At 71.2% G+C, this 18,624-nt stretch carries 18 protein-coding genes; 13 read left to right on the top strand and 5 right to left on the bottom strand.

Going from position 1 to position 18,624, the window contains the following annotated elements; translation table 11 throughout:
* Positions 1–86: 86 nt before the first annotated feature.
* Together AC5P1C_RS24640 and AC5P1C_RS24635 are read right to left on the bottom strand one after the other, a co-directional pair.
* On the bottom strand, positions 87–866 hold the full coding sequence (locus AC5P1C_RS24640) for a sulfite exporter TauE/SafE family protein (RefSeq protein ID WP_493868095.1): 780 nt from the start codon (positions 864–866) through the stop codon (positions 87–89).
* A complete protein-coding gene (locus AC5P1C_RS24635) occupies positions 863–1,645 on the bottom strand; it encodes a GntR family transcriptional regulator (protein WP_493868094.1) in 783 nt (260 codons plus the stop codon). The genes AC5P1C_RS24640 and AC5P1C_RS24635 overlap by 4 nt, the downstream gene beginning before the upstream one ends.
* 367 nt (positions 1,646–2,012) lie before the next feature.
* On the opposite strand from AC5P1C_RS24635, the gene AC5P1C_RS24630 reads away from it, so the two are divergent.
* The 3 genes from AC5P1C_RS24630 (at position 2,013) to AC5P1C_RS24620 (ending at position 4,022) form a co-directional block, all read left to right on the top strand.
* Complete coding sequence (locus AC5P1C_RS24630; RefSeq protein ID WP_493868093.1) at positions 2,013–2,870, top strand: lamin tail domain-containing protein; 858 nt, start codon at positions 2,013–2,015, stop codon at positions 2,868–2,870.
* 76 nt (positions 2,871–2,946) lie between these two features.
* On the top strand, positions 2,947–3,309 hold the full coding sequence (locus tag AC5P1C_RS24625; RefSeq protein WP_493868092.1) for a hypothetical protein: 363 nt from the start codon (positions 2,947–2,949) through the stop codon (positions 3,307–3,309).
* A 173-nt stretch (positions 3,310–3,482) separates the two neighbouring features.
* On the top strand, positions 3,483–4,022 hold the full coding sequence (locus AC5P1C_RS24620) for a hypothetical protein (RefSeq protein WP_493868091.1): 540 nt from the start codon (positions 3,483–3,485) through the stop codon (positions 4,020–4,022).
* A gap of 20 nt (positions 4,023–4,042) precedes the next feature.
* On the opposite strand, the gene AC5P1C_RS24615 is transcribed toward AC5P1C_RS24620, so the two are convergent.
* A complete protein-coding gene (locus AC5P1C_RS24615) occupies positions 4,043–4,954 on the bottom strand; it encodes a LysR family transcriptional regulator (RefSeq protein ID WP_493868090.1) in 912 nt (303 codons plus the stop codon).
* Between the two features lie 70 nt (positions 4,955–5,024).
* Here AC5P1C_RS24615 and AC5P1C_RS24610 point away from each other — a divergent pair, with 70 nt between their 5' ends.
* Entirely contained in the window at positions 5,025–5,963 is a 939-nt protein-coding gene (locus AC5P1C_RS24610) for an NAD-dependent epimerase/dehydratase family protein (protein ID WP_493868089.1), read from the top strand.
* Between the two features lie 15 nt (positions 5,964–5,978).
* Positions 5,979–6,863: an aldo/keto reductase gene (locus AC5P1C_RS24605; RefSeq protein WP_493868088.1), complete on the top strand. Its 885-nt coding sequence runs from the start codon at positions 5,979–5,981 to the stop codon at positions 6,861–6,863.
* 10 nt (positions 6,864–6,873) lie between these two features.
* Here AC5P1C_RS24605 and AC5P1C_RS24600 read toward each other — a convergent pair whose 3' ends face one another.
* Positions 6,874–10,155 (bottom strand): AfsR/SARP family transcriptional regulator, encoded by a 3,282-nt coding sequence (locus AC5P1C_RS24600; protein ID WP_493868087.1) that lies wholly within the window; start codon positions 10,153–10,155, stop codon positions 6,874–6,876.
* Between the two features lie 174 nt (positions 10,156–10,329).
* On the opposite strand from AC5P1C_RS24600, the gene AC5P1C_RS24595 reads away from it, so the two are divergent.
* A complete protein-coding gene (locus AC5P1C_RS24595; protein WP_493868086.1) occupies positions 10,330–10,914 on the top strand; it encodes an NADPH-dependent FMN reductase in 585 nt (194 codons plus the stop codon).
* A gap of 65 nt (positions 10,915–10,979) precedes the next feature.
* Positions 10,980–12,575, top strand: a complete 1,596-nt coding sequence (locus AC5P1C_RS24590; RefSeq protein WP_493868085.1) for an MFS transporter — start codon at positions 10,980–10,982, stop codon at positions 12,573–12,575.
* Here AC5P1C_RS24590 and AC5P1C_RS24585 read toward each other — a convergent pair.
* Positions 12,568–13,074 carry a MarR family winged helix-turn-helix transcriptional regulator gene (locus AC5P1C_RS24585; protein ID WP_493868084.1) on the bottom strand — a complete coding sequence of 169 codons (507 nt, stop codon included), beginning with the start codon at positions 13,072–13,074 and terminating at the stop codon, positions 12,568–12,570. The two genes, AC5P1C_RS24590 and AC5P1C_RS24585, sit on opposite strands and share 8 nt — an antisense overlap.
* Before the next feature lie 145 nt (positions 13,075–13,219).
* Between AC5P1C_RS24585 and AC5P1C_RS24580 the strand changes: the two genes are divergently transcribed.
* The 6 genes from AC5P1C_RS24580 to AC5P1C_RS24555 all read left to right on the top strand — a co-directional run bounded on the left by AC5P1C_RS24580 (position 13,220) and on the right by AC5P1C_RS24555 (position 18,624).
* Complete coding sequence (locus AC5P1C_RS24580; RefSeq protein WP_493868083.1) at positions 13,220–13,813, top strand: malonic semialdehyde reductase; 594 nt, start codon at positions 13,220–13,222, stop codon at positions 13,811–13,813.
* A 66-nt stretch (positions 13,814–13,879) separates the two neighbouring features.
* A complete protein-coding gene (locus AC5P1C_RS24575; protein WP_493868082.1) occupies positions 13,880–15,112 on the top strand; it encodes an MFS transporter in 1,233 nt (410 codons plus the stop codon).
* A gap of 148 nt (positions 15,113–15,260) precedes the next feature.
* On the top strand, positions 15,261–15,530 hold the full coding sequence (locus tag AC5P1C_RS24570) for an ANTAR domain-containing protein (protein ID WP_493868081.1): 270 nt from the start codon (positions 15,261–15,263) through the stop codon (positions 15,528–15,530).
* A 78-nt stretch (positions 15,531–15,608) separates the two neighbouring features.
* A complete protein-coding gene (locus AC5P1C_RS24565) occupies positions 15,609–16,601 on the top strand; it encodes an AraC family transcriptional regulator (protein WP_493868080.1) in 993 nt (330 codons plus the stop codon).
* Positions 16,602–16,603: 2 nt separating this feature from the next.
* A complete protein-coding gene (locus tag AC5P1C_RS24560; protein WP_493868079.1) occupies positions 16,604–17,806 on the top strand; it encodes an MBL fold metallo-hydrolase in 1,203 nt (400 codons plus the stop codon).
* Positions 17,803–18,624 carry an SDR family oxidoreductase gene (locus AC5P1C_RS24555; RefSeq protein WP_493868078.1) on the top strand — a complete coding sequence of 274 codons (822 nt, stop codon included), beginning with the start codon at positions 17,803–17,805 and terminating at the stop codon, positions 18,622–18,624. The genes AC5P1C_RS24560 and AC5P1C_RS24555 overlap by 4 nt, the downstream gene beginning before the upstream one ends.

Below are 18,624 nucleotides of genomic sequence, written 5' to 3'. Positions count from 1 at the left end.
CTGTGGAATCAAGCGTGCTCCCTGGATCGACATTCGTCAACATAGAGGTACGTCGAATCAGAGGGCGAGGCATCCGTGCCAGGCCCTCAGGCATGCAGGGCGAGATAGGGCGCAAGGGCCAGCAACGTACCGACCAGGACGTAGGTCAAGCGGTGTGCCGGTACCGCGTGGGCGATGCGCCAGCCGATGAGGACGCCCGCCAGTTCCGGCACTCCGACGAGCGCCGCGAGCGGCCAGTCGATCGCGCCGTGCACCGCGTACCCGACCGTTCCGATCGACGCGATGACCACGGACTGCGCCTGCGCGGCCGCCAGCGACGACAGGACCGGCAGGCCGCACGCCACCAACAGCGGCACACTCAGCATCGGGCCGCCCAGGCCGAACAGACCCGCGGTGGCCGACACCGCCACACCGACCGCGGCCGTCAGCGCCGCGGGAAGCCCGGCGGCGTCGTCGGCTCGCTCCGCCCGGCGCCGGCGCACCCACACCAGGATCCCCGTCAGGGCCACGGCCGCGGCGAGCAGCAGGCCGAACACCCGCCCGGAGACACGGGTGTTGAGCATGACGCCGAGCGGGGTTCCCACGAGCGCAGCCGCGGCCAGCAACACCGCCGTACGACGCGTGGCCTTCTCGCGCAGCTGGCCCGAGCGCGTGTAGGCGGCGGTCCCCAGCGCGCCGGTCGCCACGTGGGTGGCGATGGCCGTCCCCGCCACCCCGGCCGGGGAGAGGCCGGTCAGGAGGAACATCCCGATGGTGGGCAGTACGCCACCGGGACCCAGCGCCGCGATGCCGATCCCTCCCACGAGTCCGAACAGGGCCAGGGCCGCCAGGGTGAGCGGGCCGAGATCCGTGAGCACCGTGTTCATGCGCGGTCCGGCCGGATCGGGGCGCGCCGCAGTTGGGCGTGCAGGGCCAGGCGGTCGGCGCGCACTCTCAGCCACTCCGCGTCGACGGGGCGGCCGTCCGCCAGGCAGGTGAGCCGGTCGATGGCGAAGAGGGCGGCCCCATCGTCGACCTCCAGGAGCCGCGCGGTGTCCTGGTCGGCGGTCACCGCGTGCACCGTGACATCGGCGGCGCCGAGACGGATCCCGGAGGTCTCCTCGATCAGGTCGAACACATCACGATGGGCCAGGTCGCAGGCGAGCAACGGGCGGCCGATGTCCGGGGCGAGCCAGGTCGAGTCGGCGGAGAGGGGCCGTCCGTCCAGACAGCGGAGCCGTTCCAGATGCACGGCCTCGGCACCTGCGGGGAGCCGCAGCCGCTCGGTGACCGCGTCCGGGGCATGGGCCACCACACGGGCCACGCGCACCTCATTGGTGACCGTTCCATGTGCGGTGAGTGTCTCCGCCAGGCCCGTCAGACGGTCCAGGCCGTGGCCGTACTTCGGGGTCGCCACGAGGGTTCCGACACCGCGCCTGCGCACGATCAACCCCTCCTCACGCAGCATGCCGAGCGCCTCGCGCACCGCGTTGCGGGTCGCGCCGAACGAACCTGTCAGCAGGCGCTCGTCGGGCAGTACGCCGTCGGAGAACACGCCCTGGGTGATCTGCTGGCGCAGCATGTCGGCAACCTGGCGGGCCCGCTCAGCTCGTGGCCCCGACGGTGCGCCGGGGTCACGCGTCGACATGAGTCGTCGTTCAACCATCAGTCGATGCCTCCTGTTCCTGCCCGAACGTACTCCGCCTCGTGTTTCGCCGGAGTTACGCCACCATCGCTGACCTGCGCAAACGCATGACCTGCGGCTTTGTCGCGGCGGCGGACGGCAACGCCGGTCAGCCACGTGGGCCGATCGATCCGCGGCAGGGGCAGCAGGTCCCTGGAGCGACGTGCCGCGACGCGAAGGGGCAGCGCCCGTGCGGGACCTCACAGTAATCAGCCATTTATCCCAACTCACCCTGACACTAGGGCATTTATCTTCCGCGGCTGTCGCCCCGGCGTTACGTTCACCTCGCACCCAACCCGCCCCCTCCGGGACGGGCACCCACGCTCGTCAGGTGAGAGGAGATCAGCAGATGTCCAAGGTCGATACGTCAGGCACATGGACCGCCATCAGCATCAACCCGCCCAACCTCGAGGGCCTCACCACCGACAACGTCAAATGGGGCATCCCCGCAGGCAGCGGCAAGAGCGGCTACCTGTTCGCCGGCGGGACCGTCGACGTCCTCCTGGACGGAACGGAGTTCACGCTGGGCACCATCACCCACCAGAACTTCCCGATCCAGGGCATGCCGCAGAACCAGTTCGATGTCGACCTCGCCGTGCGCGTCCTGTTCGAGGACCAGGTCCCGCACGACTTCAGCTTCCGCTTCCAGCACAACGAGACACCCAACGTCGGCCCGAACCCCGAGGACATCGTCGACCTGCCCACCCGGGTGTCACCGGAGACCGTGACCATCGACAACACCGAGTACGCCGTCGTCATCACGGGGTTCAAACAGGGCGGCCAGATCGTCACCCGGTTCATCAGCCCGGAGAACGCCGCCAACAGCGCCGACCTGGTCGCCGTGCTCGCCCGCACCGGGCAGCCGGACGTCCACATCACCACGGTGCGCTTCAAGGGCGAGGTCAAGCGCACCCAGGCCGACGAATACGTAGAGGTCGTCAACCGGGGCACCGCGCCCGCCGATGTCTCCGGCTGGGTCCTTGGCGCCGACGACGCCGGGCAGAACTACACCTTCCCGCCCGGCACCGTGCTCCTGCCCGGCCAACGCATCCGCATCTACACCAACCAGATCCACGCCGAATGGGGCGGCCACACCTACGGCAGCGGACGCCCCATCTGGAACGACCGCGGCGACGCCGCCAAGCTGCGCGACACCCAAGGCGGCCTCGTCTCCGAGTACCGCTACGGATCCGCCGCCACCCCGTAGGAACCTGCTGCTCAACTCCGGGACCTGCAACAGGGCGACGTGCCCGAGCCCGCCCACACCTGACGAAGGGGCCGAGATGGCCGAGGTCGAGTTCGAGTACGAGTCGCCGGAGATCCCTGAGGACGGCTCCACCGTCACGTGGCGGTGGAGCGTCGTCAACAACCAGCCCCAGGCGGTCAACGGGGTCGTGATGACGCATCACTTGTCGCCCCCGCTGCCCATCGAGCGGGCGACCGGTCCGTCCGAGGTCCAGGGCGAGGTGATCAAGAGCCGGTGGGAGGCGATGGCCGCCGGTGAGCGCGCCACGGGCGAGATCGTCGCCAGGCTGCCCGATGACCTGACCGGCACCGTGCAGATCCGGGGCCGGGTCGTGTGGCAGAGCTCTGATGCGCCTGATGCGCCTGACCCAGTATTTGACGCAACTGACGCAACTGAGTGAGGCATCTGGCCACTTCGGTCGCCTGCGGCCGTGCCGGGCGGCACCTCCGCTCGGAGGATGACGACGCTCTCCGCCGCCCGGCTGATCATGCCGCTCACTTCTCACCCCGGCAGCATGCAAGTCCGCCGCTCAGGCTGACGGATCGCGTCGCCGTGCGTCTGAGAATCATCCGCATGAGCCTTCACCTGACCCCCGCGACAACATCCGTATCGGCACCGCCCCGTTGGGCGGTCTGGGCCGCGCACTTGACCGCACTGGTGGTCCTGCCGAGCGGACTGTGGCGCATCGCCATGGTCTTCGGATCCCCCGCCGGCTACACCGAGGCGGGCTTCGGTCCCTTCGAGACGTTCGGGGCCAAGGTATGGATGCTGACGCTCAGCGTGCTCTGCGAGGCGGCCGCCCTCCTGACGATCGGCCTGGTACGGCCGTGGGGCGAGGTCGTGCCGCGCTGGATCCCGCTGATCGGAGGGCGCGCGGTCCGCCCCATGGCCGCCGTCGTCCCAGCAGCCGTCGGTGCGGTGGCACTGACCGTGCTGTGGGCCAATGTTCCCTGGTGGTGGACGTTCCCGCACGATGACATGACGGACACGGGCAACCTCGTCGTCGGCATCCTCTACCAACCGCTGTTCCTCTGGGGCCCGTTGACCGCGGCCGTCACGATGTCCTACTACCGCCGCCATCGCGCCGCACAGCGCCCCCGGTCGGCAGGCTGAAGGGCACGACCGTGGCGGCCTCAACTCCCCTGAAACTGCCGCGTCGCCTCCTCACGAAGGGCGTCGATCAGCGCCGTGACATGGGGCCGGTCGCTCCGGTTGATCGCGGCCACGCCGATGTGTCGGACAGGACCCGGTGACTTCATCGGGACGGTGCACAGGCCGGGGATCAGCGGGGTGAGCGCGATCGAGGGGATCAGGGAGATTCCCACGCCCGCGGCGACGAGCGAGCGGGCGAAGAAGTAGTCGGTGGTGGTCCCGCGCACTTCGGGATCGAAGCCGGCGCGCTCGGCGTAGCGGCGCAGGTACGCCTCGGTCTTCAGGCAGCCGAGTACCCAGGGTTCGGCCGCCAGCTCGGCGAGGTCCAGCGCGCCGCGGTCGGCGAGCCGGTGCCCCTGTGGCAGCACGACGTGCAAGGGGTCTTCCAGGAGTTGCGTCCATTCCAGGCCGGCGCTGGAGCCGGGACCTACGGGCAGCGGGCCGTCGAAGTGGTAGGCGAGGGCGAGGTCCACCGCCCCCTGGCGGACGAGCGGCAGGGTGTCCTCCGGTTCGCCTTCCCTGATGTGGAGCACGGTGCGGGGATGGGCGGCCATGAGCCGGGTGACAGCGGCGGGCAGCAGGATCCTGCCGCCGCTGGTGAAGGTGGCGACGGTCAGTTGAGTACGGCCGGTACTGAGTCGAGCGATCTGCTGTTGTGCGTGTTCGAGCTCCGCGGCGACGGATTCGGCGGCGCCGACCATGATCCGGCCCGCCTGGGTGAGGGTCACGCCGCGCGTGCTGCGGGCGACGACCTGCGCGCCGAGGCTGCGCTCCAGGGAGGCCACGTGCTGGGAGACGGCCGAGGGGGTGAGGAGGAGAGCCGTGGCCGCCTGGTTGAAGCTGCCGTGCTCCGCCACCGCCCGCAGGACGCGGAGCCGCTGCACATCGATCAACAGTTTTCCTTAATACGCATCCAGTAAGTCATGGCTTCTACTGCTGACGATAGGTCTCCAGGATGGAGGCATGCAAAGGATCTGCGTCATCGGCGGAAGCCGCTACTTCGGAAAGCTCCTGGTGCAGCGTCTGTTGGCGGCGGGCCACCAGGTCACTGTGATCAACCGTGGTTCCACACCGCCGCCTTCGGGCGTCGAGCACCTCGTCGTCGACCGCGACGACGAGGCCGCCCTGACGGGCGCGCTCGCCTCCCGCACCTTCGACGTCGTGGTGGACCAGGTCTGCTACACCCCGGTGCAGGCCGCCATCGCCGCCCGCGCCTTCACCGGCCGCACCCGGCGCTACGTGATGACCTCCACCATCGAGGTCTACGACCCCATGACCGCCGCGCTGCCCGCTGTGCCGGTCGGCACGCCGGTTCCGGAGGAGACCGTCGACCCAGCCACCTGGCAGGTGGCCATGGACCTCCCCTGGCACGACGACGCGTACTTGGAGGCGCACTACGCCGAGGGCAAGCGCCAGGCGGAAGCCGTCTTCACCCGCGCCGCCGGATTCGCGTTCACCTCCGTACGCAGCACCCACGTACTGGGCGGCGGCGCCCAGGAGTTCACCGGGCGGCTCGCGCACTACGCCGAGCGCATCGCCCGCGGCGAGGCGATCACCGTGCACGCGCAGGCGCTGCCCACGGTCTTCATCCACTACGAGGAGCTGGCTGACCTGCTGCAGTGGGCGGCCACCGCCGACTTCACCGGCCCGGTCAACGCCTGCTCCGACGGCCCGCTCGACGTCCGTGACTTCACCGCGATCGTCGCCGCGCAGGCAGGTCGGGCGCCCGTCCACCGGACCGTTCCGGCCGGCGATGAGGCTTCGCCGTTCTCCTTCGACCGTCACTACGCCATGAGCAACGCCCGCGCGAAGCAGCTGGGTTTCTCCTTCTCCCGTACGACCGACTGGCTGCCCGGTGCCGTCGCCGAAGCCCTCGCCATCGAGCCGTCCCCCACCGCCTGAAGGAGCTGATCCACCATGCAGTACCGCACCATCGCAGGCACCGCCGTCAGCGCCATCGGTCTGGGCGCCATGCCGCTGTCCATCGAGCACCGCCCCGACGAGGCGCGGGCCATGGCCACCGTCCACGCCGCCCTCGACGCGGGCGTCACGCTCATCGACACCGCCGACAGCTACCACTGGCACGCCGACGAGGTGGGCCACAACGAGCAGTTGATCGCCCGCGCCCTGGCCCGCTACGGCGGCGACACCTCCGGCGTCCTGCTGGCCACGAAGGGCGGGCGCGGCCGCCCCGGCGACGGCAGTTGGACCGTTGACGCCACCCCGGAACACCTCGAGCGCGCCGCCGAGGCCTCCGCCAAGCGCCTGGGCGTCGACGCGATCGGCCTGTACCAGCTGCACAAGCCGGACCCGGCCGTCCCCTGGGCGGAGTCCGTCGGCGCGCTGCGCGAGCTGCTCGACGCCGGCACGATCCGCGCCGCCGGCATCTCCAACGTCACCACCGCCCAGATCCGCCAGGCGCATCAGATCCTGGGCGACGGACTCGGCTCCGTACAGAACCAGTACTCCCCCGCCGTCCGCGACAGCGAGCCCGAGCTGCGCCTGAGCACCCGACTGGGCCTGGCCTTTGTGCCCTGGAGCCCGCTGGGCGGCATCCGGCGCAGCTCCCTGGACGGCCCGTCCGGCCCCACCGCCGCGAGCACCGCCTTCCACCGCATCGCGGACGACCGCGGCGTCAGCCCGCAGCAAGTCGCCCTGGCCTGGCTGCTCGCCCGCTCCCCGGCCATGATCCCGGTGCCCGGAGCCAGCCGCCCGGCCTCCATCACCGACTCGGCTCGGGCCACGGACGTCGAGCTGAGCGCGGAAGAGCTGGCGCTGCTCGAGGAGGCTCTGCCGGGCTGAGGCGGGACCCTCACTCAGCCGCCGCGGGCAGGGGCGGGACGCTGAGGGACGCATCCCGCAGGATGTCGTCCACGCTCATCGCCGCGCCCCGCTCGTACGCGCCGTCGAACCCTGCGACGTCCAGGACGGCACGGATGCGCGCCTCAATGCGGGCGACGTCGTCCCGCTCGCCCTCCGGCAAGGGCGCGCCGACCGAGCGGCGGGCCGCGGCCGCGGCGCCCAGGAGCAGCGCCGCGTGCTCGGCCGCACCGGCCAATGCCCGTGCCCCCGCCAGGCCTTCGAGGCCCAGGGCGAGGGGCAGCAGCCCGGTGCCGCGGGCCGCTGTCAGGCCGTCGAGCTGGAGTTTCAGGGCGGTGTCCGGCTCGTCCCGGAGTTCGGCGATGAAGCCGAGCTCCGCCAGGATCAGCGAGGGCACCTCCGGCTCGTACCCCATCTGCCGGTGGATCTCCAGAACGCGTTGCATGTGGGTCTCGGCGGCGTCCAGGTCGCCGGCACGGCGTGCGCCCATGCCGAGCCCGATCTCGGCGTACTGCTCGCCGAACGCGTCCGACTGGGCGACCGCGAGCCGCCTGGCCCGCTCGTGGAACTCACGGGCGCGCGGATGGTCCCGGCTGAGCAGGGCGATTCGGCCGAGGCCCGAGAGCTGGTAGGACACCTGCGGCCACAGCTCCAGGTCCTCGGCCATGCGCAGCCCCTGGCGGCGCAGCCGCCCTGCCTGTTCGTAGTCGCCCGTCACCTCCGCGTGGACCTGCAGCGGCTCCATCGCCCTCAGTTGGCCCCACTGGTCGCCCAACTCCCGGAACAGCTCCAGGCTGCGCTCGCCGTGGCGCCGCAACGCGCTGAAATCGCCGCGCAGTTCGGCGTGGAAGGACTGGCCCGCGAGCGCCGCGGCCGTGCCCCACCGGTCATCGAACGACCGGAACGTGGCGAGCGCGGAGTCGATCAACCGCAGACTCGGTTCCGGGTCGCTGATGCCGTACAGGTTGGATGCCACGAACCACTGCGCGTGCGCTCGGCCCAGCGGGTCGTCGATGTCCTCGTACGGCCGCAGCGCGCTCCGGTATTCGCTGACCGGGTCGGCGCTGCCGCCAAGGAGCAGCCGGAAGCCGCCGAGCCAGGCCGTTGCCTTCGCGACCAGGACGGCCGGGGCGTCGGCGGCGGACAGGGCCTGGTTGAGGGAGCGTTGGGCCTCGCCGTTGCGACCCCTGAGGTACCAGTACCAAGCCATGGCGTTGACCAGGCGCAGGGCGCACTCGCCGTCCCCTGCGGCCAGGGCGCTCTCCAGCGCGGTACGCAGGTTCGCGTTCTCCGCGTCGAGGCGGCGCAGCCACTGGCGCTGTCCGTGTCCCCGCAGGTGCGGCTCGGCCTGCTCGGCCAGGGTCGTGTAATAGCCGCGGTGGCTGCGCTGCAGGGCGGCCGACTCGCCGGATTCCGCGAGCCGTTCGGCGGCGTAGGCGGCGACCGACTCCAGCATCCGGTAGCGGGGGCCCTCGGTGCCGCCCGACCCGTCGGTCATGACGAGCAGTGAGCCGTCCACGAGCCGGGCCAGCAGGTCGAGTACGTCCACGCGCTCCAGGCCTTCGCCGGCGCAGAGTTCCTCCGCCGCGGCCAGGGTGCAACCGTCGGCGTGCACGGCCAGCCGCCGCAGTACCGCCTGCTCCCGTTCACCGAGCAGCTCCCAACTCCAGTCGATCATCGCGCGCAAGGTGCGCTGGCGGGCCGGGGCGCCGCGCGAGCCCACGGCCAGGAGGTGGAAACGGTCGTCGAGGCGGGCCGCCAACTCGTGTACACCGAGCGCCCGTACGCGGGTCGCGGCCATCTCCAGGGCCAGCGGAATGCCGTCCAGGCGGACGCAGATCGACACGACCGCGTCGAGGGTGTGCGCGTCGAGTTCGAAGCGTGGAGCGGCGGCCGTGGCGCGGGCCACGAACAGCTCGACCGCACTGAACTGCCGTACGTCCGCGGCGCTCAGGCCGGTCGCGGACTCCGGACGCCGCAGCGGTGGCACCTCGTGGAGGCGTTCGCCGGTGATGCCGAGCGGCACCTGGCTGGTGGCCAGGATGCGCAGGGCGGGGGCAGCCTTCAGGAGTTGCCCGGCGAGTTCCGCGCCGGGTCCTGCGACGTGCTCGCAGTTGTCGAGGATCAGCAGGGTCGATCGGTCGCCCAGGGCGTGGGCGACCCGTGCGGCGAAGGCCGGCGGCGCGTCCCCGGGGTGTGCCGTGTCGTCCCTGATCCCGAGCAGTGCGCCGAGCGCCTCGTACGCCTCGGTCCACCCGGCCGCGGGGGCGGTGGACGCCGGGTCGAGCGCGGCGAACTCGGCGAGGTGGATGCCTCCGGGGAAGTGCGCGTCGAGCCGTCTGGCGGTGGCGAGGGCTAGCTGGGTCTTGCCCACGCCGCCGGGTCCGGTGAGCGTCACCAGGCGGTGGGCGGCGAGCAGCGCGCGCAGGTCCTCGACCGCCTCGCCCCGGCCGATCAGTTCGGTCAGGGCGGCCGGTACGTTGCCCGGCGGTCGGGCCGCGGAGGTGTCCGGGGGCGGCGGGGCGACCAGCGCCGGGTCCTGGGCGAGGATCGACTGGTACAGGTCCGTCAGCTCGGAGCCGGGGTCCACGCCCAGCTCCTCGACCAGGCGGGTGCGCAGTTCGGCGTAGCCGCGCAGCGCCTCGTCCTGCCGGCCGGTCAGGTACAGCGCCCGCACGTGCGCGGCGCGCATTCGCTCGCGCAGCGGGTGCAGGGCCACCAGGGCGCCCAACTCGTCCGCGACCAAGGCGTGTTCGCCCAGTTCCAGGCGCGCTTCGGCCTGTTCCTCCACCGCGGTCAGGCGCTGTTCCTCCAGGCGGGCGGCGGCGCCGCGGGCGAACTCCTCGTCGGCGAAGTCGGCGAACGCGGGCCCGCGCCACAGGGCGAGGGCGTCCGCCAACAGGGCTGCCCGTACCCGGGGTTCGGCGGCCTTGCGTGCGCGACCGAGCAGGTCCTGGAAACGGCCGGCGTCGATCGTGTCGGGGTCTGCCCGCAGTTCGTAGCCCGGTGTGCGCGAGACGACCAGGGACCGGCCGCCCGCTTCCGCGTCTTCCAGGACGCGTCGCAGTTGCCACACCTTGGTCTGGAGCACACCCTGCGGATTGCTGGGGAGCTTGTCGCCCCACAGGTCCTCGATCAGCCGGTCGGTGGAGACCGGGCCGCCGCGGTGGGCCAGCAGATACGCGAGCAGGGCGCGGACCTTCAGCTCGGGGACCCTGACTTCGGTTCCCTCGGCCGTCCACACCCCCAGCGGTCCCAGCACCCCCAAACGCATGGTGATCAGGCTAACCGACGCCCGTCGGGCACCTGCTCCTGCCGACGGACTCGCTCCTCCCGGCGGTTTCGGCCCGCCGAGAGGTCACCGGGAGAAGACCGGGAGAGGTCCGGGAGCGGCGGGGCGCACCGTGAGTCGTGAGTCCGAAGGAGCCAAGCCCAGGAGGGGAGTCCCGTGCCGGATCGCAGACTGAACGTGGCCGTGCTCATCGGCAGTACCCGCACCAACCGCTTCGGCCCGGTGCCCGCCCAGTGGATCGCCGCCGAGGCGGCCAAGCGCGACGACTTCGACGTCGACGTGATCGACCTGGCCACCGTGTGGCTGCCGGACGTGCTGCCGCAGAGCCTCGACGGCCGTCTGCCGCAGGCCGTGCGCGACCTCGCCCCCTGGCTGACGCGGGCCGACGCGTTCGTGATCGTCACGCCGGAGTACAACCACAGTTTCCCGGCGTCGCTGAAGAACGCCATCGACTGGTACGCGCAGGAGTGGAAGACGAAGCCGGTCGCGTTCGTCTCCTACGGCGGCATCGCGGGCGGCCTGCGCGCGGTGTCCGACCTGCGCGCCATCTTCCCCGGGCTGCACTCGGTCACCGTCCGGGACTCCGTCTGCTTCCCCGACTGCCGGGACAAGTTCGACGACGACGGCCACCCCACGGACCCCGAGGGCTGCACGGCGGCGGCCACCATCATGCTCGACCAACTCGCCTGGTGGGGCCATGTGTTGCGTGACGCCCGCACGCACCGGCCGTACCCGGGCTAGCACTCCCGCTCGCAGGCGGATGCCCGCACGCAGCGCCACACAACAAGTCAGAGAAAGGACGACTCATGTCACCGAACGCTCCCGAGGCGCCCGTCCGGAAGGCCGGGACACGGGAATGGCTGGGGCTCGCCGTGCTGGCCCTGCCCACCCTGCTGATTTCCCTGGACCAGAGTGTGCTGTTCCTGGCCCTGCCCCATCTCGCCGAGGCACTGCAGCCCACCGGCACGCAGACCCTGTGGATCATGGACATCTACGGGTTCCTGATCGCCGGATTCCTCATCACGATGGGCACGTTGGGCGACCGGATCGGCCGCCGCAAGCTGCTGATGGTCGGTGCGGTGGCGGTCGGCCTCACCTCGATCGCGGCCGCGTACTCCACCAGCGCGGAAGCGCTGATCGTCACTCGCGCGCTGCTCGGTGTCGCCGCCGCGGCGCTGATGCCGTCCACGCTCGCGCTGATCAGCAACATGTTCCAGGACCCCTACCAGCGTGGCCGTGCCATCGCGGTGTGGGCCAGCTGCTTCATGGGCGGCACCGCGCTCGGCCCGGTCGTCGGCGGCATGCTCCTGGAGTCCTTCTGGTGGGGTTCGGTGTTCCTGCTCGGCGTGCCCGTCATGGTGCTGCTGCTGATCGTCGCGCCGCGCGTGCTGCCGGAGTACAAGGACCCGAACGCGGGACGGATCGACCTGTTCAGCGTCCTGCTGTCGCTGGTGTCGATCCTGTCGATCATCTACGGCCTCAAGGAGCTCGCCCGCTACGGCTTCGAGCCGCTGCCGATCGCCGCGGTCCTGGTCGGCCTGGCCGTCGGCGCGGTGTTCGTGAATCGGCAGGGCACGCTGGAGCACCCACTGCTGGACCTGAAGCTCTTCAGGGTGGCCGCGTTCACCGCCGCGCTGCTGATCCTGATGGTGTCGATGCTCGGAACGGGCGGCGGCTACCTGTTCATCACCGGGTTCCTGCAGATGGTGGAGGGCATGTCGCCGATGGAGGCGGGCCTGTGGATGGTGCCGTCGGCCGTCGCGTCGATCCTCGCCGCGCAGATCGCACCGGTCTTCGCCAAGCGCTTCCAACTCGGCACGGTGATCGGCGCCTCGCTGCTGATCGGCATGGCGGGTTACGCGATGCTCGTCTTCGTCGACCCGGTCGGCGGACTGCCGCTTCTGCTCGCCGGTTTCGTCGTCATCTTCATCGGTGTCGGCACCTTCGGCGCACTGGGCACCAACATGGTCGTCGGGTCCGTACCGCCCGAGCGGGGCGGTTCCGCGGCGGCCCTCTCCTCCATCAGCGGCGACCTGGGCAACGCGCTCGGTGTCGCCACGCTCGGCAGCCTCGGAGCCGCCGTCTACCGCGACTCGATCGCACCGCCCGCCGGTACCCCGGCAGGCGCCTCCCAGGCTGCCGGGGCGAGCATGGAGGATGCCGTCAACGCCGCCCGAGAGCTGCCCGCCGAGCAGGCCGAGGCCTTGATGACCGCCGCCAGGAGCGCCTTCACCCAGGGGCTCAACACCATCGGCATCGCGTGCGTGGTCATCACCGGGCTCAGCACGGCTATTTCGCTGACCGTGCTGCGCAGGCGCCGCGGTGCCACCGCCTCCGGCGACGTCCCGGCCCATCAGGAGGAGAGCCGGGAAGAGCGCGCCGCCGAGGTGAACCTCACTTGATGGAGGTGTCCCCGAGGGCTTCAAGGACCGGCCGGAGGCCCTCGGCCGCCTTCCGCACCAACTCGCGGTCCACACCGGCGAGCAGCCGCGCGTAGTTCGCCAAGTGGTCGCTGAAGGCGGCCCGGGTCACCTCGTGCCCGCGCTCGGTGAGGCGGATCTTCACGGTGCGCCGGTCCTCCCCGTCGCGCACCCGTTCCACCAGACCCTTGGCCTCCATCTTGTCGATGCGGTTGGTGATCGTGCCGGAGGACACCATGGACGCCTTCAGGAACGTCCCGGCGGTGAGGGCGTAGGGCGGTCCGGAGCGCTGCAGGGTGGTCAGGACGTCGAACTCCCCGGCATCCAGGCCGTGTTCGGCCGCGGTTGCCTTGACCGTCTTGTCGACCATCACGTCCAGCCGCTGGATGCGCCCGAGGAGCTGAACAGGCCAGAGGTCGCCCTCCGAGTCGGGGCGCTCCTTGACCCACTGGCCGATGATCGCGTCCACGGCATCACTCATCGCCATCACTCCTCTCGATACGAACTCTCTCAATGAGGACTCTATCAGTGTTGGTTCTCTTAGTTTCGAGATACTTGACTCTGAGAGAGTCGGATGCTCTTATCTCACTATCGAGATTGTCGAGACTGAACGACAGGAGCACCCGATGTCCGAGCTGGCCCTTCACCCCGCCGCCCAGGACCTCCTCTTCCGCGAGGCCCGTACCGCCAACACCTTCACCGCCGAGCCGGTGACCGAGGAGCAGATCCAGGCGGTCTACGGCCTGGTCAAGTACGCGCCCACCGCGTACAACCAGTCGCCGCTGCGCGTGGTCCTGGTCCGGTCCGCCGACGCCCGCGAGCGGCTCGCGGACCTCATGGCCGAGGGCAACCGGCCGAAGACCGCGACCGCCCCGCTGGTCGCGATCCTCGCCGCCGACAACGAGTTCCACGACGAACTTCCCGCGCTGCTCCCGCACTTCCCGCAGGCCAAGGACCTCTTCTTCGCCGACCGCGCGGTCCGGGAGGACTCGGCGCTGCTCAACGCCACGCTCCAGGCGGCGTACTTCATCCTCGGCATACGCGCGGCGGGGCTGGCCGCGGGCCCGATGACCGGGTTCGACTTCCCGGGCGTGCAGAAGGAGTTCCTCGACGACGACCACACCCCGCTGATGGTCGTGAACATCGGCCGCCCGGGTCCGGACGCCTGGTACCCGCGCTCACCGCGACTCCCCTACGAGCAGGTCGTCACCACCGCCTGAGCCGCTCGGACGCCTCCGGGCGTCCACGCCCTCGCCCGCCGACCCGTCCATCCCGGAGCCGCCAGCATGTCTCAGCACACCCAGACCCGCCCCGGTCGCACGCCATCCATCGCTCGACCGTCGGCAGCTCGCCAAGTCCCCGCCGCCTGGCTCGCGTTGCTGGCCACCCCGGTCGCCGCGAGCGCCAACAGCCCCGTCCTGATCCTCCCCGGCATGGCCGAATCGCTCGGCGTCGGCACCGCCTCCGCGACCTGGCTCGTCACGGTCTTCGCCTGGGCCATGGCCGTCGGCACCCCGTTGATGGCGGGCCTGCTGCGCCGCCGCGGTCTGGGCACCACGCTCAAACTGAGCGCCACTCTGACCGTGACCGGCACCGCCGTCCTCGCCGTGGCGCCCTGGCTGCCCCTGGCCATGGCGGGCCGGGCCGCCCAGGCCGCGGGCGGCGCGGGCCTGATCACCGCGGCGATGAGCCTGGCGGGCTCGGTCCGCCGCATGGGCGTGATCACCGCGGGCTTCGGGACGCTGGGGGCGGTCGGCCCGCTGCTCGGCTCGGCGATCGCGGACACCGCTTCCTGGCGGGTGTCCCTGGCCATCGGCGCGGTCGCCCTCCTCGCCCTGCCGGCGGTCATGCGCCGCGCCGACCTGTCCGCGCCGTCCCGCAGCACCCCCCTCGACGGCCGGGGCGCCGCCCTGCTCGTCCTGACGGCCACGGCCCTGGTGCTCATCCCGCGCTACCCGCTCCCGGCAGTGGGCGCCGCCCTGGCGACCGGCGCGCTGCTGGCCCTGCACATCCGCTCCCACCCCACCGGCTTCGTACCGGCATCCCTGCTGCGCGCCCGCGCGTTCGTCCTCTCCGCCGCGCTCGCCTGCACCCTGGCGACCTCGTACTTCACCCTGCTCTTCACCGTGCCGCAGCTGTTGCGGGACCGCACCGACTGGTCGGCCTCCATGATCGGCACCGGCCAGCTGGTCGCCCTGCTCGCCGGCTCGGCGCTCTCCATGGCGCTGGCCGCGGCCTCGGCCCGGATGACCCGCCCCCGGGTCCTGACGATCCTGATCACCGTCGGCGCGCTCGCTCCGCTCACCGCCGCACTCACCCCGTGGGCGCCGCTGCTCCTGCTGGTCGCGACGCTGGCCGTCATCGCCACCAGCGCGGGCCAGGCCACGCTCGCGGTGTACGCGACAGCCGCCACCCCGGGCGCGCAACGCCCCACCGCCATCGGCCTGTTCAACCTCTGCTACCAGCTCGGCGGCGCCTTCGGCCCGGCGATCGCGGCCGCGCTCACACTGAGCGCCTGACGCATCCGGCCGCCTGGCATCGACGCTCGTGTGAAAGCTCCCATGGGGACTCAGGCCTGACCGACGACAGGAACCACGATGGAACCGATCGACTCGACAGTGACGATCTGGAACTCACCGAGGAGTTCCTCAGCAAGGCTTACACCAGATGCAGTTGGGCGGCGACGCCGAGTGCGCCCACGAACACATCTCACGCCAGGTCCTGGGGGCGGTCAGCGTCGACAGGATCGCGATCGCCTACGACATGGCCAAGGGCATCCTGGCGGCCCGCCTGGGGATCGGCGTGAACGAAGCCTTCAACCGACTGCGCTCCCACGCCCGCTCCGGCCGGCAGAAGCTAAGCGACGTCGCCGCCCTCACCGTACGAGGAGCCATCCCGCCCGAACTCGACGCGCAGCCACACCATGAAGCCCACTGACCTCGGCGCCGCACAGCACCCCGCGCACACCGCCAGGGATAGCATCGCCCGATGGGTGCGATGATTCGGGGAGCCAGCTTGCGTGGGTTCTCTCGGCTCGTTCGCGAACTCGGCGGCGATCCCCGGGAGTTCATGGAGCGGTTCGCGATCCCTCCGGAGGCGCTCACCTCCGAGGACGGTCTCGTCCCGATCACCAGCCACGACCTGATGCTCGACGCGGTCGCCCGCGAGCTTCGCTGCCCTGACTTCGGCCTCCGGCTGGCCGGCGACCAGGACCTCAGCATTCTCGGCCGGCTCGCGCTGGCCATCCAGTCCTCGCTCACGGTGGCCGAGGCACTGGAGTGTGCCTCGCGTTTCATGTTCGTGCACAGCCCCGCACTGAGCGTCGGCGTCGAACCGGATCCGCGGGGGCGCCGCGAAGTGGTCGCACTGACCTACCGCAAGGATCTGCGCGATTCGCCTTACTCCCCGCAGGCCACGGAGCTCGGGATCAGCCTCTTCCACCAGGGGGCGGTGGCGCTGGTCGGCAGCCTGGCCGGGCTTCGCTCCGTGGAGCTGCCGCACCAGCCCCTCTCGCCGGTCTCCCGCTACACCACCGCCTTCGGCGTGGACGTGAAGTTCGGGTGCCCGACCGCCGCGCTGCGTGTGGAACGGCGGATGCTCGACGAGGAGTTCCGCAGCGCGAACGCGGCGATCCGCCGCCTCGCCGTCCACTACCTGGCCAGTCACCACACCGATCCGGAGCGCCTGGTCTCCACGCGTGTCCGGCGTGCCCTGGCCAGGAGCGTCGGCACCACCCCTCCGGCGATCGGCCATGTCGCGCGGCTCCTCGCGATGCACCCCCGCACACTGCAACGCCGTCTCGCCGCGGAGTCGACCGGCTTCGAGGAGATCCTGGACGACGTACGACGTGATCTCGCGCTGCGCTACATCACCACCACTGACCTGCCTCTCGGGCAAGTCGCCGCCATGGCGGGGTTCGCCGACCAGTCCAGCCTCAGTCACGCCGTACGGCGGTGGCAGGGCGCCAGCCCGAGCGAGGTCCGGCGCCGGACGCGCGGCACGTTCTGAGATTGTCGCGCCAGAACAAATCCCGCCCCGCGCAGGAGGGCATTCTGCTGCCCGACGACGAGAGCGAGGAGTGGCCCATGGCGAAAGCCGGAACCGACCACCTGACCGGAATCGGCGCGCGAACGATCCCCGAGTTCGCCGGCGTCCACGACGTGTGGCCGCGCGGGGAGCGGCTGCGGGCCGTCCGCGAGGCGGCGACCGCGTACAAGGAGCGCTTCACGGCACAGGGCCAGGTCCACGCGGTGAAGTCGGTCGACATCGCCGCGGCGCCCTATCCGGTGAAGTACGCCTTCCACGACGCCGTATCGGTGCCGACGCTCCCCCTGATCTCGATGATCAACCGGATGATCGTCGTGCAGTACGACGACTTCGACGGCCGGGCCCGCACGCTGGTCTTCGAGCCGACGGTGCCGGACGGCTCCGCGGAGGCGCCGTTCTACCGCAACCTGCGGAAGGTGATCGACAAGGTCCCCGGCGGCAAACTCCTGGAGCGGACGGTACTGAGGTACTACGCGGAGCCCGGCGACGTGCTGCGCCGCCTGGGGCTCACCCCGGACGACATCGACTTCTGCACCTTCGACCACCTGCACGTGCAGGACCCGCGGATGATCCTGGGCTCCACCGAGGTGATCGACGGCGAACCGGCCCCCCGTGCACCGCTGTTCGGCGCGGCACGGATGCTCGTGCACAGCCGCGAGCTGGCGACTCTGCGGTCCCTGCACCCCATGCAGTGGGCGTGGTACGTCGACGGCGGTCTCGGCGGCGTCGACCCGGACAAGTTCGTCCCCTTCGACGGGGACGTCGAACTCGGCCCCGGCATCGCGCTGCTGTGGACCCCCGGGCACACCGACGGCAACCACTCGCTGGTGCTCAACACTCCCGACGGTGTGTGGGTCTCCTCGGAGAACGGCATCTCGCTGGACAACTGGCAGCCGGAGCTGTCCAGGATCCCCGGCGTACGGCGCTACCACGAGGCCTTCGGCCGCGAGATCTGTCCCAACGCCAACACGCTGGAGGACTCCCTGGACCAGTACGACTCGATGGTCAAGGAGAAGACACTCGCCGACCGGTGCAAGGCGGACCCGCGCTGGCTGCAGATCCTGCCCTCGACGGAGCTCGCGCCGTGGAAGCGGTTCTGGCCGGTGCTGCCCACCTACGTCCACGGCGGCATCGCCTACGGCACGATCAAGGGCGGTCGGCGATGAACCGCGCCCCCGCCGGCGCGGTGGTCACCGGAGCGGGCCGTGGCCTCGGCAAACGGATCGCCGCGGCTCTGGTCGAGCGCGGCCACAGCGTGCTGGTGACCGACGTCGACGAGGACGCGGCGCGCGCTGCGGCGGGGGAGCTCGGACCCGACGTGTCGTGGGCGGCCGTGGACGTGCGGGACGAAGTCCGGGTCGCCGCGGCACGGGACCGCATCGTGGCCGAGGCCGGCCGCCTAGACGTATGGGTCAACAACGCCGGCGTGCTCGTGACCGGCCCTGCCTGGGAGCAGCCGCCCGCGGTACGCCGCCTGATGCTGGAGGTCAACGCGCTCGGGACCGTCAACGGCACCGTCGCCGCCATCGAGGCGATGCGGGGCACGGGCGGACACATCGTCAACGTCGTGTCCCTCGCGGGACTGACCGCGGTGCCGGGCGAGGCGGTGTACGCCGCGTCCAAGCATGCCGCGATCGGCTTCAGCCTGAGCACCCTCGCCGATCTGCGCCTGGCCGGGATCAAGGAGATCGACATCTCCTGCATCTGTCCCGACGGCATCTGGACGCCGATGCTCCACGACAAGCTCGACGACCCCGCATCGGCTCTGTCCTTCTCCGGCAGACTGCTCACGCCCCAGGAGGTCGTCGCCGCGGTGCGCCACGTACTGGACCGCCCGCGCCCGGTCACCGTGGTCCCCGGGCGGCGAGGGTTCCAGGCCCGCCTGGCCGACGCCTTCCCCTCGTTGGGGTTGCGTGCCCTTCCCCTGGCGGTCGCGCGGGGCAGGCGGGTACAGCGCAAGATGCGGGCGAAGAGGGCCGGCTAG

Source organism: Streptomyces sp. A18 (assembly GCF_059026065.1).
The sequence above is the reverse complement of the archived record's forward strand: the minus strand, read 5'-3'. Positions and strand labels throughout refer to the sequence as shown.